Origin of the sequence: Tenacibaculum discolor, assembly GCF_003664185.1 — a bacterium.
Classification (GTDB): domain Bacteria; phylum Bacteroidota; class Bacteroidia; order Flavobacteriales; family Flavobacteriaceae; genus Polaribacter; species Polaribacter discolor.
Window position 1 is genome coordinate 228351 of the sequence record NZ_RCCS01000010.1, and the last position, 16184, is coordinate 244534.

General features: G+C 29.2%; 18 protein-coding genes. 6 read left to right on the plus strand and 12 right to left on the minus strand.

Annotated elements, in window-relative coordinates:
• Positions 1-136: 136 nt before the first annotated feature.
• The 4 genes from C8N27_RS14600 to C8N27_RS14615 form a co-directional block, all read right to left on the minus strand.
• Entirely contained in the window at positions 137-613 is a 477-nt protein-coding gene (locus C8N27_RS14600) for a hypothetical protein (protein WP_121148408.1), read from the minus strand.
• 164 nt (positions 614-777) lie between these two features.
• Entirely contained in the window at positions 778-1404 is a 627-nt protein-coding gene (locus C8N27_RS14605) for a hypothetical protein (RefSeq protein ID WP_147431749.1), read from the minus strand.
• A 46-nt stretch (positions 1405-1450) separates the two neighbouring features.
• Positions 1451-1828, minus strand: a complete 378-nt coding sequence (locus tag C8N27_RS14610) for a nuclear transport factor 2 family protein (RefSeq protein ID WP_121148412.1) — start codon at positions 1826-1828, stop codon at positions 1451-1453.
• Between the two features lie 140 nt (positions 1829-1968).
• The gene (locus tag C8N27_RS14615; protein ID WP_121148414.1) at positions 1969-2454 is read right to left on the minus strand and encodes a GNAT family N-acetyltransferase; all 486 of its coding nucleotides are present in this window, start codon (positions 2452-2454) and stop codon (positions 1969-1971) included.
• Positions 2455-2697: 243 nt separating this feature from the next.
• Between C8N27_RS14615 and C8N27_RS14620 the strand changes: the two genes are divergently transcribed.
• Positions 2698-3297 carry a leucine-rich repeat domain-containing protein gene (locus C8N27_RS14620; protein ID WP_121148416.1) on the plus strand — a complete coding sequence of 200 codons (600 nt, stop codon included), beginning with the start codon at positions 2698-2700 and terminating at the stop codon, positions 3295-3297.
• Positions 3298-3505: 208 nt separating this feature from the next.
• The gene (locus C8N27_RS14625; RefSeq protein WP_147431750.1) at positions 3506-3685 is read left to right on the plus strand and encodes a hypothetical protein; all 180 of its coding nucleotides are present in this window, start codon (positions 3506-3508) and stop codon (positions 3683-3685) included.
• Between the two features lie 159 nt (positions 3686-3844).
• On the opposite strand, the gene C8N27_RS16010 is transcribed toward C8N27_RS14625, so the two are convergent.
• Both C8N27_RS16010 and C8N27_RS14630 read right to left on the minus strand, forming a co-directional pair.
• Positions 3845-4003, minus strand: coding sequence for a hypothetical protein (locus C8N27_RS16010; RefSeq protein ID WP_164723452.1), 159 nt, complete (start codon positions 4001-4003; stop codon positions 3845-3847).
• Positions 4004-4300: 297 nt separating this feature from the next.
• Positions 4301-5275, minus strand: a complete 975-nt coding sequence (locus C8N27_RS14630) for an alpha/beta hydrolase (protein WP_167444767.1) — start codon at positions 5273-5275, stop codon at positions 4301-4303.
• A gap of 70 nt (positions 5276-5345) precedes the next feature.
• Between C8N27_RS14630 and C8N27_RS16015 the strand changes: the two genes are divergently transcribed.
• The 4 genes from C8N27_RS16015 to C8N27_RS14650 are packed head-to-tail and all read left to right on the plus strand — an operon-like array spanning position 5346 to position 9900.
• Positions 5346-5549 carry a class I lanthipeptide gene (locus C8N27_RS16015; protein WP_121148422.1) on the plus strand — a complete coding sequence of 68 codons (204 nt, stop codon included), beginning with the start codon at positions 5346-5348 and terminating at the stop codon, positions 5547-5549.
• Between the two features lie 55 nt (positions 5550-5604).
• Entirely contained in the window at positions 5605-6783 is a 1179-nt protein-coding gene (locus C8N27_RS14640; RefSeq protein ID WP_121148424.1) for a lanthionine synthetase C family protein, read from the plus strand.
• A 10-nt stretch (positions 6784-6793) separates the two neighbouring features.
• Complete coding sequence (locus tag C8N27_RS14645) at positions 6794-9019, plus strand: lantibiotic dehydratase family protein (protein WP_121148426.1); 2226 nt, start codon at positions 6794-6796, stop codon at positions 9017-9019.
• A 2-nt stretch (positions 9020-9021) separates the two neighbouring features.
• The gene (locus tag C8N27_RS14650; protein WP_121148428.1) at positions 9022-9900 is read left to right on the plus strand and encodes a thiopeptide-type bacteriocin biosynthesis protein; all 879 of its coding nucleotides are present in this window, start codon (positions 9022-9024) and stop codon (positions 9898-9900) included.
• 95 nt (positions 9901-9995) lie between these two features.
• Here the strand turns inward: C8N27_RS14650 and C8N27_RS14655 are convergent, their stop codons facing one another.
• The 6 genes from C8N27_RS14655 to C8N27_RS14680 form a co-directional block, all read right to left on the minus strand.
• The gene (locus C8N27_RS14655; RefSeq protein WP_121148430.1) at positions 9996-10928 is read right to left on the minus strand and encodes a hypothetical protein; all 933 of its coding nucleotides are present in this window, start codon (positions 10926-10928) and stop codon (positions 9996-9998) included.
• A 78-nt stretch (positions 10929-11006) separates the two neighbouring features.
• Positions 11007-11357, minus strand: coding sequence for a hypothetical protein (locus tag C8N27_RS14660; RefSeq protein WP_121148432.1), 351 nt, complete (start codon positions 11355-11357; stop codon positions 11007-11009).
• Between the two features lie 16 nt (positions 11358-11373).
• Positions 11374-12081 carry a DUF3667 domain-containing protein gene (locus C8N27_RS14665; protein ID WP_121148434.1) on the minus strand — a complete coding sequence of 236 codons (708 nt, stop codon included), beginning with the start codon at positions 12079-12081 and terminating at the stop codon, positions 11374-11376.
• A gap of 622 nt (positions 12082-12703) precedes the next feature.
• Complete coding sequence (locus C8N27_RS14670; RefSeq protein WP_121148436.1) at positions 12704-12925, minus strand: heavy-metal-associated domain-containing protein; 222 nt, start codon at positions 12923-12925, stop codon at positions 12704-12706.
• A 156-nt stretch (positions 12926-13081) separates the two neighbouring features.
• Positions 13082-15499, minus strand: a complete 2418-nt coding sequence (locus tag C8N27_RS14675) for a heavy metal translocating P-type ATPase (protein ID WP_121148438.1) — start codon at positions 15497-15499, stop codon at positions 13082-13084.
• An 87-nt stretch (positions 15500-15586) separates the two neighbouring features.
• A complete protein-coding gene (locus C8N27_RS14680) occupies positions 15587-16147 on the minus strand; it encodes a helix-turn-helix domain-containing protein (protein ID WP_121148440.1) in 561 nt (186 codons plus the stop codon).
• Positions 16148-16184: the final 37 nt, after the last annotated feature.

Below are 16184 nucleotides of genomic sequence, written 5' to 3' on the forward strand. Positions count from 1 at the left end.
AAAAACAAACCGAATAGAAAATCTGTGGGGAATTTCAGAGGAAGGCGAGAATAAGCAATTATTTATAGCTAATGTTGTGCGTTCGGCTTTATTCATTTTTATTATCAAGACTTTCTAAAAACTCAATTGGTTTTTTTTAAAAACTATGGGCATCCGAATTCCGAATACTTTCTTTAATTTCGTCAACATCAGCGTTCATTAATTTACCTTTTCTGTCCATAAACATCCAGTCATTTTCTTTTCCCAATTCAATCATATTTTTCAAGAATGTAAATCCGTTTTCTCGTAAATCAACTCTAAAGGAAAATTCAGTTATTGAGAGTGTTCTTTCATCTAACCCAATAAAGGCATCATTGTCCAAGGTTTCAGAATATGTTTTCCAGTTGAAGCTGGTTTTATTATTACTCCAATCGACCCTTTTCACAATTGAGTCAATTTTTGGTGTTATTTCATCCGCTTTTATATCAATTTCTTTCCAATATAATTCTGCATCAGATTCAAAGAAACCAGTTTCTGTACTAACTCCAATTTCGTTTGGAATCAAATCGTGTCTGTGTCTTTTTAGAATTCCTTTCTTCGGAACGACTGCTAAATAATATTGATAAATAGCCATTAGATTTCGGTTTTTCAAGCTGACGCACAACGCTCTCGTATAACCGTCAGTTATCGGTTTAAATATACTTTAAATTTTAGTTTAGTACTGTCGTTAACAATTCCGAGAGGATTCGGACGTAGTCGAATCCTCTCGGAGTTGCGGTCATACATTGTTAGGGCATGTTATTTGTTTTTATTTCTAAGCTCAATTTCCATTGCTCTTTTATAAAAATCAGCAAATTCTTTTTCATCATACTTAACTCTCATAGCAGCTAAAACATCTGGTAACCCTAAACTAAACCAATCCCAAAGCATAGTGTCGTAATTGTATTTATACATTTGTTTCCCTATTTCGTTTCTTATTTGTGTTATTTCAGCAGTTGAAATACCATGCCTATTTAGTAATTGGGTTGTCTTAATGTCTTCTTCTGGAGTAATAGCAGTATCTAGGTATGGTTCTAATAACCAGTTCCAGTTTTTTGTTTCTTTAAAAGTAGCTATGTTGTTTTTTTCTGTAAACTCTTTAAGTGACTTGGTATGTTCTCGAGAGATAAATATAACTTCATCTCCAATTTTAATTAAAGGAGGATAGGATTGATGGCAAATAGCAGTTATTTCATCAGCTTTAATTTTTTTATTAGGAAACACAACTGACGGTTTAAATGGGTATGCTAAAACTTCAATTTGATTTTCTAAGATTCTAGCTTCTCCAATTCCACAAATCATATTATCTATTTCATAGCTCGTAGCTCTAAAAAAGGAGCCTTTTTTAGTATATTTACTAAATATCTTCTTTAAAAAATTGAGCATTTTTAATTACTTTAATAGGTAAGATTTTTAATGACTAATTGTGGTTTTATTCATTTAACTTATTGACTAACTTTCTAGAAGTAACTGTGTCGTAAATTATTTTTAGCTTCGTTATTTTATTTTCAGAGTTAAGTTCAATAATATCAACTACATCAAACTCTACTTTTTCATTGTTTTTTAAAGTCCATTTATAGGTAAAGTAAAGAGCCAAATTGTTAGAATCATTTTGTTCAAAAATTCCTTTTAGAAAAAGTTCAGAATTAGAAGTGTCATTATTTAATTCACGATAAAACACATCTGCTTTTTTAATTCCATAGATAGGAGATTCAACAATTCCGTTATTACTAAACAAACCAATAACCTTTTCTATATTTCCGTTTTCTAGGTATTCTAGATATTTTTTTGCTATTCCACTTTTATTCATAAAATAAAATTTATTTTAAAACTACGTATGTATTTACTCTAAAGGTATGGTTTTAATTCTTGCTCAAAAAATAGTTGAATGTTAGTTTTTAGTATTAATGAATTAATATTCTTTTTAGAATTTATAAATGCAAATCACATTTATAAATTCAATTCGAGTATCTCTCCGGGTAATCCGTCAAAATCTTTAAACTCTTTTGAGTAGAATCCATTATTTGTTAAAACTTTTCTTGAGGGAATATTTTTAGGGTTTATTATTGCAAAAATTCTTTTTAAAGAGTTTTGTTTTTTACCTATTTCAATTAATCTTCTTCCAACAGTACTAGCAATTCCCTTTCCCCAGTATTTAGGCAAAAGTATATATCCTAATTCAGCTTCAGTAGTGTTAGCTTCTGTTATTTTTAGTTTAGCTAATCCTAAAAACTCATTCGTGTCTTCATTAAGAATTTTGCAGTTACCGAAACTTGGTGTAAGCCTGTTATTTTCTATTAGTTTTTCAAAGTCCTTTTTAGCTTCCTCTAATTCAATAGCTCTTTCGGTAATCATTTCCATAACTTTTTCATTATTTACGAGCTTGAAATAATTGGTAAAGTCAGATTCTGTGAATTTTGTTAGTATTATTTTCATACAATATTTTTTTAGGATTTGTTTTCAGAATAGTAGCAATTCACAGTTGTAAGTAGCTGTTTGATTTAAATTTTAAAAATCTAATTATCACAATTTTGTATATCTGATTTGTAAACAGGGTTAGCCAGTATAATTACGAATATAAAAACAATTGCTACGAAAACAAACTACTTTTTATAGGGAACTACCTACCATATACATTTGATACTTGTAATTAATAATAAAACATCATATCAAATAAAAATGGAAGAACAAGTTGCTATTTTAAAAAATGAAGATTATTCTTTTAGAGAACTTAATGGAGGCATTGCAATTTTAGATTATACAGGAAAGTCTACTGATATTGTGATTCCCGATAATATTAACGATAAACCTGTAAAATATATACTAAGGGAAGCTTTTGATAACAAAGGACTCAAAGCAGTGGTTTTACCAAAGTTTCTAGAGTATATAGATGAAGATGCTTTTTATAAGAATGAAATAAAAGAGTTGGTAATTCCTTCAAAAGTAAAAGAAATAAGGGGAGGAGCCTTTGGGAGAAATAAGATTGAAAAACTTATTATTGAAGCATCAATTACAACAATTCATATGTTTTGTTTTGTGGGTAATGCGCTTACGAGTATAGATTTACCAGAGTCAGTAACTACATTGTATAACGATTGTTTTGCTGAGAATGATTTTGAAGAACTTACAATTCCAGAACATATAACAACCTTAGGAAGTGATTCTTTTAAAGATAGCAAGAAGTTAAAAAAGGTAATTTTACCTCAAAAATTAGAAGGTAGTATTACTGGAGCTTTTAGAGAATCAGATATTAATAATATTGATTTTGTGTTGTACTAATTAGTATTAATTAGAGCTAACAAAAAAACTAGTGGTTTTAAAGAGTTAATAAAACTTGTTTTCTGTTTTAAAATCTAAATAAGTATTGGTTTATAGGTGTTTATGTTGTTTTTTGCGTATTTTAGGATAATTTTTTCGCGGAGAATTGGCATACGCTGTGAGTGCCATTAAATGTTCACAGTTTCAAATAACTGTTAAAAGTTTTAGTATGAAAAATTTATTAAACTTAGGAAAAGTTCTAAACAAGTTTGAACAAAAACAAATTAAAGGAAGCAATGGTAATGAATGCTATGAATGTCTACCTGATGCTCCTCCAGGAAGTGGTTTTGCATGTGCAGGGTCTGATGTATGTCAATTTATGCCTGATGGGTGTCATATATGTGTGTAAGAAAGATTTAGAGCTTAGCGAACTTCGGTTCGCTTTTCTTTTTTATAGTATTATAAACTATGCTGAGTTATTTAGATGTTAAAAAAAATAATTATAGGAGTACATTAAATATATAAACTCTTTCTAAAAAAAATAGCGAACCGAAGTTCGCTGATAAATTTAGTTACCTGGTTCAGGTATACAGTTACAATTTTCATCAAAGCCATAGCCTTCTTGACAAGGTCTAGTGAAAACTCCACAGTTTTCATTTCCTCCATTAACTGATTTTTGTTCTTGTTTATTTAAAACAGCACCTAAGTTTGAAATGTTCTTTAACATAATTTGAGTTTTAAAATTTATCAAACATATAAATAAAACATAATTAAGAAACGAAATAAACCGTAATAAAAGTAAGGTAATTCCTTACTTAACTAAATTTAACAAATAACTAGAGTTGAAGAAGCAATCATAGGATTTGGAGAAACAGAAAAGCCGAAGTTCGCCAATAAAATTTAGTTATGAAAAGATAAAGTAGTATTACAAACTTTCTAATTTAACTAAATTAAGTTACAAGTTTTTAAATATAGTAAACAAAGGAAGATTAATTTATGATGAAAAATTAATTAGTGATTTATTTTAATCAGAAGTATTTGTTAAAATAAACTTTAATATTTCATTAAAAGCAGAATTATCTATTTGGTATAGTGATTTATACTCTCCAGTTGTCAAATAATGGTTTAACCCATAAACTAATTTTATTTGTATGTTAGAGTTCTTAAATGATTTTATTAAAGCTATTTCAGTTTTTGGATTAACAAATTTGTCGTTTGAGCCAATAATAAATAGTAAAGGAATTTTAATATTTTTATATGTTTGTTCATGATTCTGTTTAACATGGTCAATATGTGCAGGACTAATAAATTGGTAAAAACCTTTGTTAAATCCATTTTCCTTTGCTGCTTTTTTTGCTTTTTTTCGTATTGTTTTAAAATCATCATTTTCAATTATTATAGGGTAAAATAAATTTAATAAGTCGATAATTTCATCTTGTGATTTCCCTTTGATTCTATAAAAACTACTAATATTTTGTTTAGCTTGATATTTAAAAAAAGCTCCTTCTTTTTCAATAGGCGTTGCCATTTGTATAAGAAAGTCTATATTTTTATTTCTTTCATAAGCCCCTATTGATGCTACACCGCCCAAACTATGACCCAGTACGCCAATTTTTTTATTTTTAAACTTGTCTTTTAAATGAGTAATACAATAATATAAATCATCTGTTAGTGTTGAAGCAAAAGTACTAAAAGCTCCTTCAGATTTACCAATACCTCTTTCATCAAACCTATACACAGCAATGTTATTTTGTAAAAATTTTTTGGCCATTACAAAATGAGCATGTCTTGTGTCTTTTCCTGTACCAGGTACAATAACTATTATGTTTTTATATCCAGCTTTTGGTTCAATTAATGTCCCAGAAAGATTTATTTTATCTTCTAAATTTTTGAAATTTATTTCCGTGTGAATATAATTATAATTTGGATCAATCTTTTTTTCATAGTCAAAAATATTTTGACTACTTACCATTAAAAAAGAAAGAAGAAAAAAAATCATTACAAATCGTTTCATGAAATTTATATATTATATATATTGCAAACTTATTAATTAAAAAATTTAAAAAATAATGTTAAAAAAGAAATTATCTCTCAATAAAGAGAAAATTGCGAGTCTAAATGATTTTGAAATGAACCAAATTAGAGGAGGTGTAGAAGCTGATAAATCAAGCCCAAGTACAAAACGAGGTTTTACTTGTTGTTGGTGTATTAAAATCGGAGGTTCGGGAACCTCAAGAGTTGAAACAGTTAATCCTACAGTGATAAATAATTAAGCTCAGTTCAATTTTTATTATTTAAGCCTAATTAACTTTAGGCTTTTTTTATACAATGAAAAGAAAACAAGTTTTAAAAACTATTACATTAATAGAGCAACAATTATATTGTTCTTGGAAGAATGTAGACAATATATCTCTCTATCAAGGAATTTCCGGTATAGCTCTTTTTTATTATAATTTATATAGATTAACAAAAGAAGAAAAGTACCTAAATGTATTAAATAAAATTATAGAAACTCTTTTTGAAAAGCTTAATAATTCTACGTATAATTATTCATATTGTGAAGGTTTATCAGGTATAGCTCACTTGATTTATTTTTTGAAACAAAAAAAAATTATAGATGAAGACGTAGAAGATACATTAAAAGAAATTGATAGTATTTTATATGATTGGGCTATAAATTATACTTCTGATATAGAAAGTATAGATTTTTTACACGGAAGTTTAGGGGCTCTTCATTACTTAATAGATAGAAAATATACTAAAGCCAAAACTCTCCTTTATAAAATTAAAGAAGTAATTGAAAAAGATATAGAGGAAGGGAAAACTTCATTTGAAACCAATGTAGTTAATTGCGGATTAGCACATGGTAATATTTCATATTTATTAATTTTTTCAAACTATTTAGAGAAATATCCTAAAGATACTATAATTGAAAATTTCATATTTAAGGTAATTAATTTACAATTAAAATATAAGTCAAGAAACTCAAACAGCTTATCTGTTTTTCCCTCTATTGTTTATGCTAATACAAATGAACCTAATAATTATGATATCCCTATGGGGTGGTGCTATGGGGATCAGACAGCTGTTTTTGGTTTAAACAAAGCTGCTAAAATAATAGATGATGACGAGGTTTTATCTCTTACAAAAGAAATTGCATATCATTGTTGTAAAAGAGACACGATAATAAAGTCTTTTTTTTCTGAAGAATCTGATGCTTGTTTTTGTCATGGTACTTCTAGTGCTGCTTATTTATTCAAAAAAATGTACAAAACATATAATGAAGATGTATTTAATGATAGGTATGAACTTTTTATAAATTATACTTTAGATAGGAGGAAATTTTCAGATGTGATTTCTGGCTATAAAAAATACAGTAATATAACAGGAGAAAATGAAGTTTCTAATAGTTTATTAGATGGTATTTCTGGGATTGGGATAGTATTAATAGATTACTTATTAGGAAATGAAAATGACGATTGGGATAAATTTTTTCTACTTAATTAATTAATTGCTTATGAATAAAACACCTTACAAAGAATTTAATGAGGTTATTATTAGAACGCCTTTATTTTCCTTTGATTTTTATAGAAAACTATTTTTTAATGAAGAAGTAAATGATTCTGAAATTAAGAAGGCTTTAGAAGATAAGGCTCTAAAAGAGGCTTTGTTTTTAGCATCACCGGAATTATATAATGAAGTTTTTAAATGGATTAATGGAAAGATTGAAGACGATAAAAAAATTGAAAGGTTAAAAATTACTATAATTAAATATTTCAGTAGAATTTCATCAAGAAGTACACCTTTCGGTTTATTTGCAGGTTGTGGTATAGGCTATTTAAGCCAAAAAGAAACTGAATTAACCCCTAAAAACATAAATAAACATAAAAGGCATACAAGGCTGGATATGAATTATTTAATATCGCTTTCTCAAGATATTTCAAAGAAAGAAGAAATAAGGGAGCAATTACTTTTTTATCCTAATTCGAGTATATATAAAATAGGGGATAAATACAGGTATATTGAATATAGTTATTTCAATACAAAACGAATACATCATATTGTAGCAATTGATAAAAATGAAATTATTGATGCTATTTTAAATAGAGCGCAAAAAGGAGCTACTATTCATGATTTAGCAAATGAAATAGTAAATGAAGAAATAGAATATGAAGATGCTTTTGATTTTATCTTAGAAATTGTTTCAAGTCAAATCTTAATAAGTGAATTAGAGCCATCTATTTTAGGAAGTGATTTTTTAAATCACATTATAAAAATTCTTGAGAAACTAAAAAACACAGATGTATTGTTAACGTACTTAATAGATATACGAAAACTACTTAATGTGTTGGATAATAAAATTGGTAATGAAATATCTACGTATAAAAAAATAATTTCTGTTTTAAAAGATATAGGAACTGAATTTAATCCTAAATATGTTTTTCAAACTGATCTGAATTTAGAATTTGAAAAGAATAATATCTCGAAAGATTTAATTGTTCCTTTAAAAAAGGCTATGGCTATATTGAATAGTTCAACCTTAAAACAAGCAAACCCAGTTTTAAAGAAGTTTTGTGAAAAATTATATCAAAGATATGAAGAGAGGCCTGTAAGTTTAGCTTTGGCTTTAGATATAGAAAGTGGTATAGGCTATAATCAAAATAATTTAAGTGCAGATATTAATCCTTTAGTAGATGACTTAAGCTTAAATCCAGGAAGAGAATCTTTTATGGAAATTAAGTGGAGTACATTGAATGATATGTTACAAGAAAAGTTAACAAATTCGAATGTAAAAAATAGTAACTTAATAAAAGTAAGGGATGATGACTTTGTTGGTTTTAATAATGACTGGGACGATCTTCCTGATACATTATATGGAATTGTAAATATTGTAAATATAAATGGAGAAATTAAAATTGTATTAGATGGGTATTACGGGAGTAGTGCAGGAAATTTAATAGGTAGATTTTGTAATGGAAATAAAGATTTTGAAGATTTTGTTAATAGAATATGTGAAGTTGAAAAAAAAATAAATCAAGATAAAGTGTTAGCAGAAATAGCCCATTTACCAGAATCTAGAATTGGAAATATTTTAATGCGCCCATCTTTTAGAGAATATGAAATTCCATATTTAAGTAATTCCACCAAGAGTAATGATAAGAAAATTAATATAAATGATTTAAAAATATCTGCATCATATGAGGGAAAAATTAAATTAACTTCTAAATTATTAAAAAAAGAAATAAAACCCTGTTTAACCAATGCTCATAATTTTTCTTATAACTCCCTTCCTGTTTATAATTTATTATGTGATATCCAAAATCAAGGAAGGAATCATCTGAGTATTGGGTTTGGGCCCCTAGCAAATACTTTTAATTATTTACCAAGATTGGAATATGAAAATGTTATTTTATCTAAAGCTACTTGGAATATAAAAAAGGAAAAAATAAACCATCTTTTTTTATTAAAAGAAAAGTTTAGTCTAATGAAAGCTATTAATGAATGGAGGGAAGAAATGAAAATACCTAAACTTGCAACATTGATAGAAGGAGATAATTACATATTAATCAATTTTGAAAACATTGATTTTGTAAATGTTTTTTTATCAATTATTCGAAATCAAGAGTTTTTTATACTAACAGAATTTTTATTTGGAGAAAATGATGTTATTAATAATAGAGAGGGTGGTTATGTTAATGAGTTTATTTTTTCTTTTTTCAATGAATCTAAATTAAAGAATTAAAAATGAAAAGAAGCTTTATAATTGGCGACGAGTGGGTATATTTTAAGATATATACAGGGGCTCGAACTGCTGATAATATTCTTACTGAAGTAATTGACCCAATTAAAACAAAGTTGCTGAATAAAAAAATCATCACTAAATGGTTTTTTATAAGGTATAATGATTCTAATAATCATTTGAGAGTTAGGTTTCATTATTCAAACCCTGAAAATATTTCTGTTATAATTAATTCTTTGTTTACCCCATTAAAAAATTATTTTGATAACGATTTAATATGGAATGTACAAATTGATACATATAATAGAGAGTTAGAAAGATATGGTATAAATACAATGGAGTTATCTGAAAAATTATTTTTTTATGAAAGCGAATTAATTTTAAACTTCTTAAATAAAAATATAAGTGCTAATAAAGAGGAGGTTAGATGGTTATTTGGTATTAAAATCATAGATATAATATTGGATAACTTTCTTTTCACAAAAGAAGAAAAGAAAAGCTACATAGACTCATTGGCTAATTTGTTTCAGGGTGAGTTTAATTTTAATAAAGCATCTAGAAAACAACTTAACCAAAAATATAGAGAAAAACGTAAAACCATTGAGAATATTATGAATTCTGATGAGTTTTATTTAATCCAATCTACAGAGCTTGAAAATTCGATATCAAAGTTTCAAAAAGAAAGTAAAAAGATATGTGATCAGATTTTACAACTAAATAATGAAAACAAGCTGGATGTTGAAATTGGTAGTTTAATTTCAAGTTATTTGCATATGTTTTTAAACAGGCTTTTTAAATCAAAAAACAGACTAAATGAGATGGTTTGCTATTCTTTTTTAGCAAAATATTATTTGTTTTTAATAGCTAGAATAAATAATGATTAATTTCTCCCATGACACTCAAGCTGGTAATATGTGTCCAGCTTGGGTTGAAACAAAACAGGAAAAGTTATCTCTATAATTATAGTTGTATCCAGTGTTTATTTTGTTAATATCCAGTTTATTAGGTCTTTTTTGTCCACAATAGCCCAACTATGAGGGTGTCGTTCACCATTTGCTCTATATCCTTTGTTAGTTGTTGGTATATACTCAACATTATTAAAACCTTTAGTTTTTAGACTCTCATATAATTTTTTGATATAGAAAGCATTCATTTGGTCATAATCAGCCATTCTATTCTTTTTCCACCATAGAGTATCAGGTTCGGTATAAAGTCTAATCTTAGTGTTTTTTAGTTTCTTTATGTTAGAAATATTGTCTGTACTAGAGGTAAATACAGCTTTTTCCTCATATTTTTTAATACTGTCTTTAGGGTTGCCAAAGTTATTACCTAACGTTTCTAATAGCCAAGTACTTTCTGAAATTGAAGGCTCTGAAAAATTTCGTTCTATATTTTTTTCTGAAGATTTATACAAAGCAACCAAGTCTATTGGGGAGTCTACTATAAATACCCCTTTTGGATCGATATAGAACTGTTTCTTCCCAACAATATAATTGCTTATTAAAAGACTAATAACTCCACCGCTAGAAAAGCCTCCAATAAAGATATTGTCAGTTGGCAATTGGTTTTCTGTAATTACATTCTGTAAGCTTTTGACAAGTTGTTGTTTTTCGTTTTCTTCAAGCCATAATTTCTGATTAAGATTGGAAAGTATAACTGCAATATTATTTTTTCTAGCAATATCAAGAATTTTAAACTCTCTTTTAATGTCTTTAGCAACTTCTGGGTAACCTCCGAACAAAATTAAAACCGCCTTAATTTCTTTAGTTGGCTTATAAAGTTCGTAATCTTCTTTTATAAGCTCAGTAAACTCAAATTTTTCAGGAGTTACTTGTTGTTTCTCTTGTTTACTCTGTTTACAGGAAACAACTGAAATAAAAGTTAGAATTAAAATTATTGTAAGTTTTTTCATTTGTTAAATTGTGTAGAGCGGTTTAGATAAACTGTGTTTTAATGCAGTTTAGGTTTTGTTAGCTACTTTTTTTGTGTTTTACAATCCAAATATCTGAGGCGGTTGAATACCAATTTTTGGCAGTGCATCATGCATCACTCCTCCAACAGAATTATCCACTTTATACTTTCGTCCGGTCGGATCGATTCCAACATTTAGAATTATAATTTCCAGATAAATTTCATCCTTTTTATATCTTTCAATCCAATTCGTTTTAAATTCTTTTTCAATTGCTCTTAAGATCTCTTCATCTTGTAATTGAATATTAGCTCCACGATTTATAGTTGCTTGTTCTGATTTTTTTATCTCAATCGTTATGTTAGAATAAATTCCATCTTCTCCTTCACCAAGAAAGAATTTGTTGGATGATATTGTGGAGTTGTTTTTCATAGAATTATAGCCATTGTTAGAAAAAGTATTTTATTCCTCCAATTATTCCAATAATTATAATTAATTGAATTATGAATAATATTAAAACGGTTATTGATATTAGAATTGCTTCAATTCTATCGTTATTATTTTTAAATATTCTATAAACTAACCATAGAATGACTAGATAAACTACTGGATCTAAAATTAATGGAAATCTGAAAATTAAGTAGCTTAAAATTCCTATTAAAGTAGCTTGTCCAATTATAAATGAACTTATAGCTAGATGTTCTATTAAATTATATTTTCTAAAAAATAGTTTTAATGATATTCCTAGTGGAATTATGCACAATACCCAAAAATACTTCAAGTAAGTTCTAATGAAAAGTCCAACGTAATTACCTGTCTCTTTAAGTTTAGATTTTGTAATACTATTTTCTTCGACTAATTCTTTTGGTACCTTAAAAAAGGTTATTACAATTATATATATGGTAATAGCAAGAATTAGAAACGAAATAGGGTTAAGAATCCCTTTTCTTTTTCCTAAAACATAGTCAATTGTAATTTTTCTTGGATGTAGCAATAGTGCTTTTATATTAAATAAAAGGCCTTTATCCATATTTGTAATAGATGAAAATGAATCTTCAACTATTGAACTCAAAGTTATTTTTTTAGTTCCATTTTTTTCACCACAATTTGGACAATATTTTTCATTGTGTTCAAAATTACAGGAAATGCAATTCATTTAATTCTTTAATTGAGTGTTCTGATTTTATTTTTGCCAACTAGTTTATATACGTAATAAACTTACCAATACACTTCTTAGAAAGTAGAATAAGTAGAAGGCATAGCAATTTTATTAACACTCTCAAATATAAAAAAAGTAAGATAAAAAAGTGTAACTTTTTTATCGGGTCGCCACCCCAAGCCTAATCGGGTCGCCACCCCAAGCCTAATCGGGTCGCCACCCCAAGCCTAATCGGGTCGCCACCCCAAGCCTAATCGGGTCGCCACCCCAAGCCTAATCGGGTCGCCACCCCAAGCCTAATCGGGTCGCCACCCCAAGCCTAATCGGGTCGCCACCCCAAGCCTAATCGGGTCGACACTCCTTGCCTAAGGGGAGTGTCATTCACTGCCTAAGGGGAGCAACTTCAAACAAGTAAAAAGGTAAAATATTCGTATTGTGTAGAAAAATGTTTGTTAGGTGCTGTGGTGTATAAAGAAACCATTTTAAAAAACAAATACACCCCAAAGAGAGGTGTATTAAAGTGTAAAGTTTTATAAATAGTTAACTTAACAGCCAACAAAAGCACAGGTGTTCTCGCTTGTTTCAATTTGTATTGTAAGTGAGAGTCGCGTAATTGTTTTTATACTAAAAGTTCTGCTTTAAAACCTTTACTTTTTACAATAGCAATTACTTCATCCGCAGTAATTCCTTTAGAACTTACGGTAAGAATTTTATCATCAAAATTAGTATCTACATTCCAATGGCAAATACCTTCAGCATTGTCTAAATCAGCTTGTACTTTTGATACACATCCTCCGCAGTTAAGGTTAGTTTTAAATTTTAGTTCTTTATTGCTTTCCATTATATTAAAAATTTATTTGTTATTGAATACTACAAATTTCAGCACAACACCGTTATTTTTTGTTGTACAATTTAAAGATTGATTTATGAGATTTACAGATTTACTTACTAAGTAAGGTTTGAAATATTCCGACACTAACTAGTGCAGAAATACTTGTTACTTTTTCCACTTTAATCGTAAGCTATTACTAACCACACTAACACTACTCATAGCCATGGCTGCACCAGCAATCATAGGATTTAATAAGAAACCATTAATTGGATATAAAATACCAGCTGCAATAGGAATACCAATAAGGTTATAAATAAATGCCCAAAATAGGTTTTGTTTAATGGTAGCCACCGTTTGTTTTGATAGTTTTATAGCCTGCGGAATTTTACTTAGGTCAGATGATATAATGGTCATTTTAGCAACATCCATTGCAATATCACTACCTTTTCCCATGGCAATACTTACATCAGCAGTAGCCAGCGCAGTACTATCGTTAATACCATCACCTACCATAGCAACGGTTTTTCCTTGTTGCTGTAACTCTCTTACAAAATCAGCTTTGTGTTGTGGTAATACTTCAGCTTTATAATGTTGAATACCTGTTTCTTCAGCAATAGATTTTGCGGTAGCTTCGTTGTCACCTGTAAGCATGTATAATTCAATATCCATAGCCTGTAGCTCCTTAATAGCTTGTGCTGAGGTCTCTTTTATTTTATCTGAAATAGCAAGTACAGAAAGTGCTTCCTTATTATTAGCAAACCAAATAACTGTTTTGGCTTGTTTGCTCCATTCATTAGCCTGTTTTAAAAGTTCTTCCGCTATGGAAATGTTGTTTTCAGCTAATAACTTTTTATTACCCACAAAAAAGGTTTCCTCATTATAATCTGCCTTAGCACCTTTCCCCGTAATACTGTCGAAATTTGTTAGTGGAGTAGTGGCAGTATCTCCTAAAAACTTTACAACAGCTTCTGCTAATGGATGTTCAGAATTTTTCTCAATACTTAAAAGAATGTTCTTAGTGGTATCATCATTGCGTAGCCAAGATATACCAGTAACCTCTGGTTTTCCTTCGGTAATGGTTCCTGTTTTGTCTAAAATAATAGCGTTTACTTTTTTAGCAGATTCAAGGCTTTCAGCATCTTTAATTAAAATACCGTTTTCGGCACCTTTACCCACACCCACCATAATAGCGGTAGGAGTAGCAAGTCCTAAAGCACAAGGGCATGCAATAACCAGTACCGTAATACCAGCTAATAATCCTTGAACCACTCCGTTATCTCCACCTAAAACAAGCCATATAATAAATGTAATAATAGCAATACTCATAACTACAGGCACGAAAATACTGGCGATTTTATCAACTAATTTTTGTACAGGAGCCTTACTACCTTGTGCATCTTGCACCATTTTAATAATCTGAGCAAGCATGGTTTCTTTTCCAACTTTAACAGCTTTAAACTGAAAACTTCCTTTCTGATTAATGGTTCCTGCAAATACTTTTTCATTTTCTTCTTTTAATACCGGAACAGGTTCACCACTTAACATGCTTTCATCTACATACGAGCTTCCTGTAGTAACCATACCATCTACCGCAATTTTTTCTCCTGGTTTTACAAGAATAATATCACCTACGTTCACTTCTTCAATAGCAGTTTGCTTTTCCGTTCCGTCAGGTTGTATCACAACAACGGTTTTAGGTTGTAAACCCATCAATTTTTTAATGGCAGATGAGGTATTTCCTTTAGCTTTTTCTTCCAATAATTTTCCTAAAAGAATAAATGCAATAATAACTGAAGCAGCCTCAAAATATACATGTGCTTCTAATCCTCTAGATTCCCAAAACTTAGGAAATAACATGTTAAATACACTAAATATATAAGCAATACCCGTACTCAAGGCTACTAGGGTATCCATATTTGCAGAACGATGTTTGGCTTGTTTCCATGCATTTATAAAAAAGTCTTTACCAAACCATAGCAACACTGGGGTAGAGAAGGCCCACATAATAGGGTTTGCATAAGGCATATTCATAAAAAACATACCAATAATAACCACGGGTAATGAGAGTATTACCGACCAAATGGTTTTGGTTTTTAATTGGTTGAATTTCTTTTTGTGAATTGCTTCTAAGGTTTCTTGCTGTTTGGTTTCGTCTTCAATTAACAAATCATAACCCGCACCTTGTACTGCTTTTTGCAATTTTGTAGCATTGGTCATATTAGGAAGGTATTCTACCGTTAAGTTTCCGCTAGCAAAATTTACTGAAGCATTAACTACGCCTGGTTCAAAGCTAACAATACTTTCAGCACTTCCTGCACAAGAGGCGCAGGTCATACCCAATACAGGAAAAACTTTTTTAACAGTAGTAACACCGTACCCCAAATCTTTTATAGTAGTAACGGCATTAGCAAGAACTTCTTCGTTACTAACTGTAATGGCAGCTCTTCGGTTGTTTAGTTCTACTTTATGAGTTTCAATTCCATTAACCTTTGCTAACCCTTTTTCAACGATTAAAGCACAGTGTTCACTTTCCACACCTTCTAAGGGTAGGTAAATGATATCTTTATTATTATTTGTTGCCATTTTTTTCTTGTATGAATTTGTATGCTACAAAGTTGGCAATAAGGTAAAGAAAATTTATTGTGGAATTTTGTAATTGATTTATAAGATTTACACCTCGTCTAACGGAGTGCGTTTGTCTTTACGGATTTTTTTGAAGTGGCTTGGGGTTAATCCTGTTACTTTTTTAAACTGATTGCTTAAATACGCTACGCTTGAATAGTGTAAACGGAAAGCAATTTCACTCAACGATAATTCATCGTAAACAAGTAACTCTTTTACCTTTTCTATTTTTTGAGCAATAAAATACTTTTCTATAGTAGTGCCTTCTACTTCAGAAAAAAGGTTAGATAGGTAGTTGTAATCGTGATGTAGTTCGTTGCTTAATAATTCAGATAAATTGACTTTGGTTTCACTGTCTTGATGATGCACTAAGTTGATGATTAGGTTTTTAATCTTTTCAATAATGCGACTTTTTTTATCGTCAATAATCTCAAACCCTAAGCTAAGTAAGGTTTTGTTTAAGTGTTCTCTTTCTTCGGAAGTAAGCTCTTTTTCAAGTGTAACTTCACCTAATTTAATATTCTTTACACCCACACCTAGCTTGTCTAATTCATTTTGAATTACCATAATACAGCGATTGCAAACCATGTTTTTGATTGTGAGTGTCATAGTGTTTTTAATTATAGTTGTTAGGTTTACAAAGATA

What these genes read in the sequence shown, in the direction of transcription:
- C8N27_RS16015 (WP_121148422.1), top strand. Translation starts at nt 5,346, where the DNA reads ATGTTAAAAAAGAAATTATCTCTCAATAAAGAGAAAATTGCGAGTCTA.
- C8N27_RS14675 (WP_121148438.1), bottom strand. Translation starts at nt 15,499, where the DNA reads ATGGCAACAAATAATAATAAAGATATCATTTACCTACCCTTAGAAGGT.
- C8N27_RS14655 (WP_121148430.1), bottom strand. Translation starts at nt 10,928, where the DNA reads ATGAAAAAACTTACAATAATTTTAATTCTAACTTTTATTTCAGTTGTT.
- C8N27_RS14670 (WP_121148436.1), bottom strand. Translation starts at nt 12,925, where the DNA reads ATGGAAAGCAATAAAGAACTAAAATTTAAAACTAACCTTAACTGCGGA.
- C8N27_RS14610 (WP_121148412.1), bottom strand. Translation starts at nt 1,828, where the DNA reads ATGAATAAAAGTGGAATAGCAAAAAAATATCTAGAATACCTAGAAAAC.
- C8N27_RS14640 (WP_121148424.1), top strand. Translation starts at nt 5,605, where the DNA reads ATGAAAAGAAAACAAGTTTTAAAAACTATTACATTAATAGAGCAACAA.
- C8N27_RS14625 (WP_147431750.1), top strand. Translation starts at nt 3,506, where the DNA reads ATGAAAAATTTATTAAACTTAGGAAAAGTTCTAAACAAGTTTGAACAA.
- C8N27_RS14620 (WP_121148416.1), top strand. Translation starts at nt 2,698, where the DNA reads ATGGAAGAACAAGTTGCTATTTTAAAAAATGAAGATTATTCTTTTAGA.
- C8N27_RS14665 (WP_121148434.1), bottom strand. Translation starts at nt 12,081, where the DNA reads ATGAATTGCATTTCCTGTAATTTTGAACACAATGAAAAATATTGTCCA.
- C8N27_RS14605 (WP_147431749.1), bottom strand. Translation starts at nt 1,404, where the DNA reads ATGCTCAATTTTTTAAAGAAGATATTTAGTAAATATACTAAAAAAGGC.
- C8N27_RS14600 (WP_121148408.1), bottom strand. Translation starts at nt 613, where the DNA reads ATGGCTATTTATCAATATTATTTAGCAGTCGTTCCGAAGAAAGGAATT.
- C8N27_RS14650 (WP_121148428.1), top strand. Translation starts at nt 9,022, where the DNA reads ATGAAAAGAAGCTTTATAATTGGCGACGAGTGGGTATATTTTAAGATA.
- C8N27_RS14660 (WP_121148432.1), bottom strand. Translation starts at nt 11,357, where the DNA reads ATGAAAAACAACTCCACAATATCATCCAACAAATTCTTTCTTGGTGAA.
- C8N27_RS14615 (WP_121148414.1), bottom strand. Translation starts at nt 2,454, where the DNA reads ATGAAAATAATACTAACAAAATTCACAGAATCTGACTTTACCAATTAT.
- C8N27_RS16010 (WP_164723452.1), bottom strand. Translation starts at nt 4,003, where the DNA reads ATGTTAAAGAACATTTCAAACTTAGGTGCTGTTTTAAATAAACAAGAA.
- C8N27_RS14680 (WP_121148440.1), bottom strand. Translation starts at nt 16,147, where the DNA reads ATGACACTCACAATCAAAAACATGGTTTGCAATCGCTGTATTATGGTA.
- C8N27_RS14645 (WP_121148426.1), top strand. Translation starts at nt 6,794, where the DNA reads ATGAATAAAACACCTTACAAAGAATTTAATGAGGTTATTATTAGAACG.
- C8N27_RS14630 (WP_167444767.1), bottom strand. Translation starts at nt 5,275, where the DNA reads ATGATTTTTTTTCTTCTTTCTTTTTTAATGGTAAGTAGTCAAAATATT.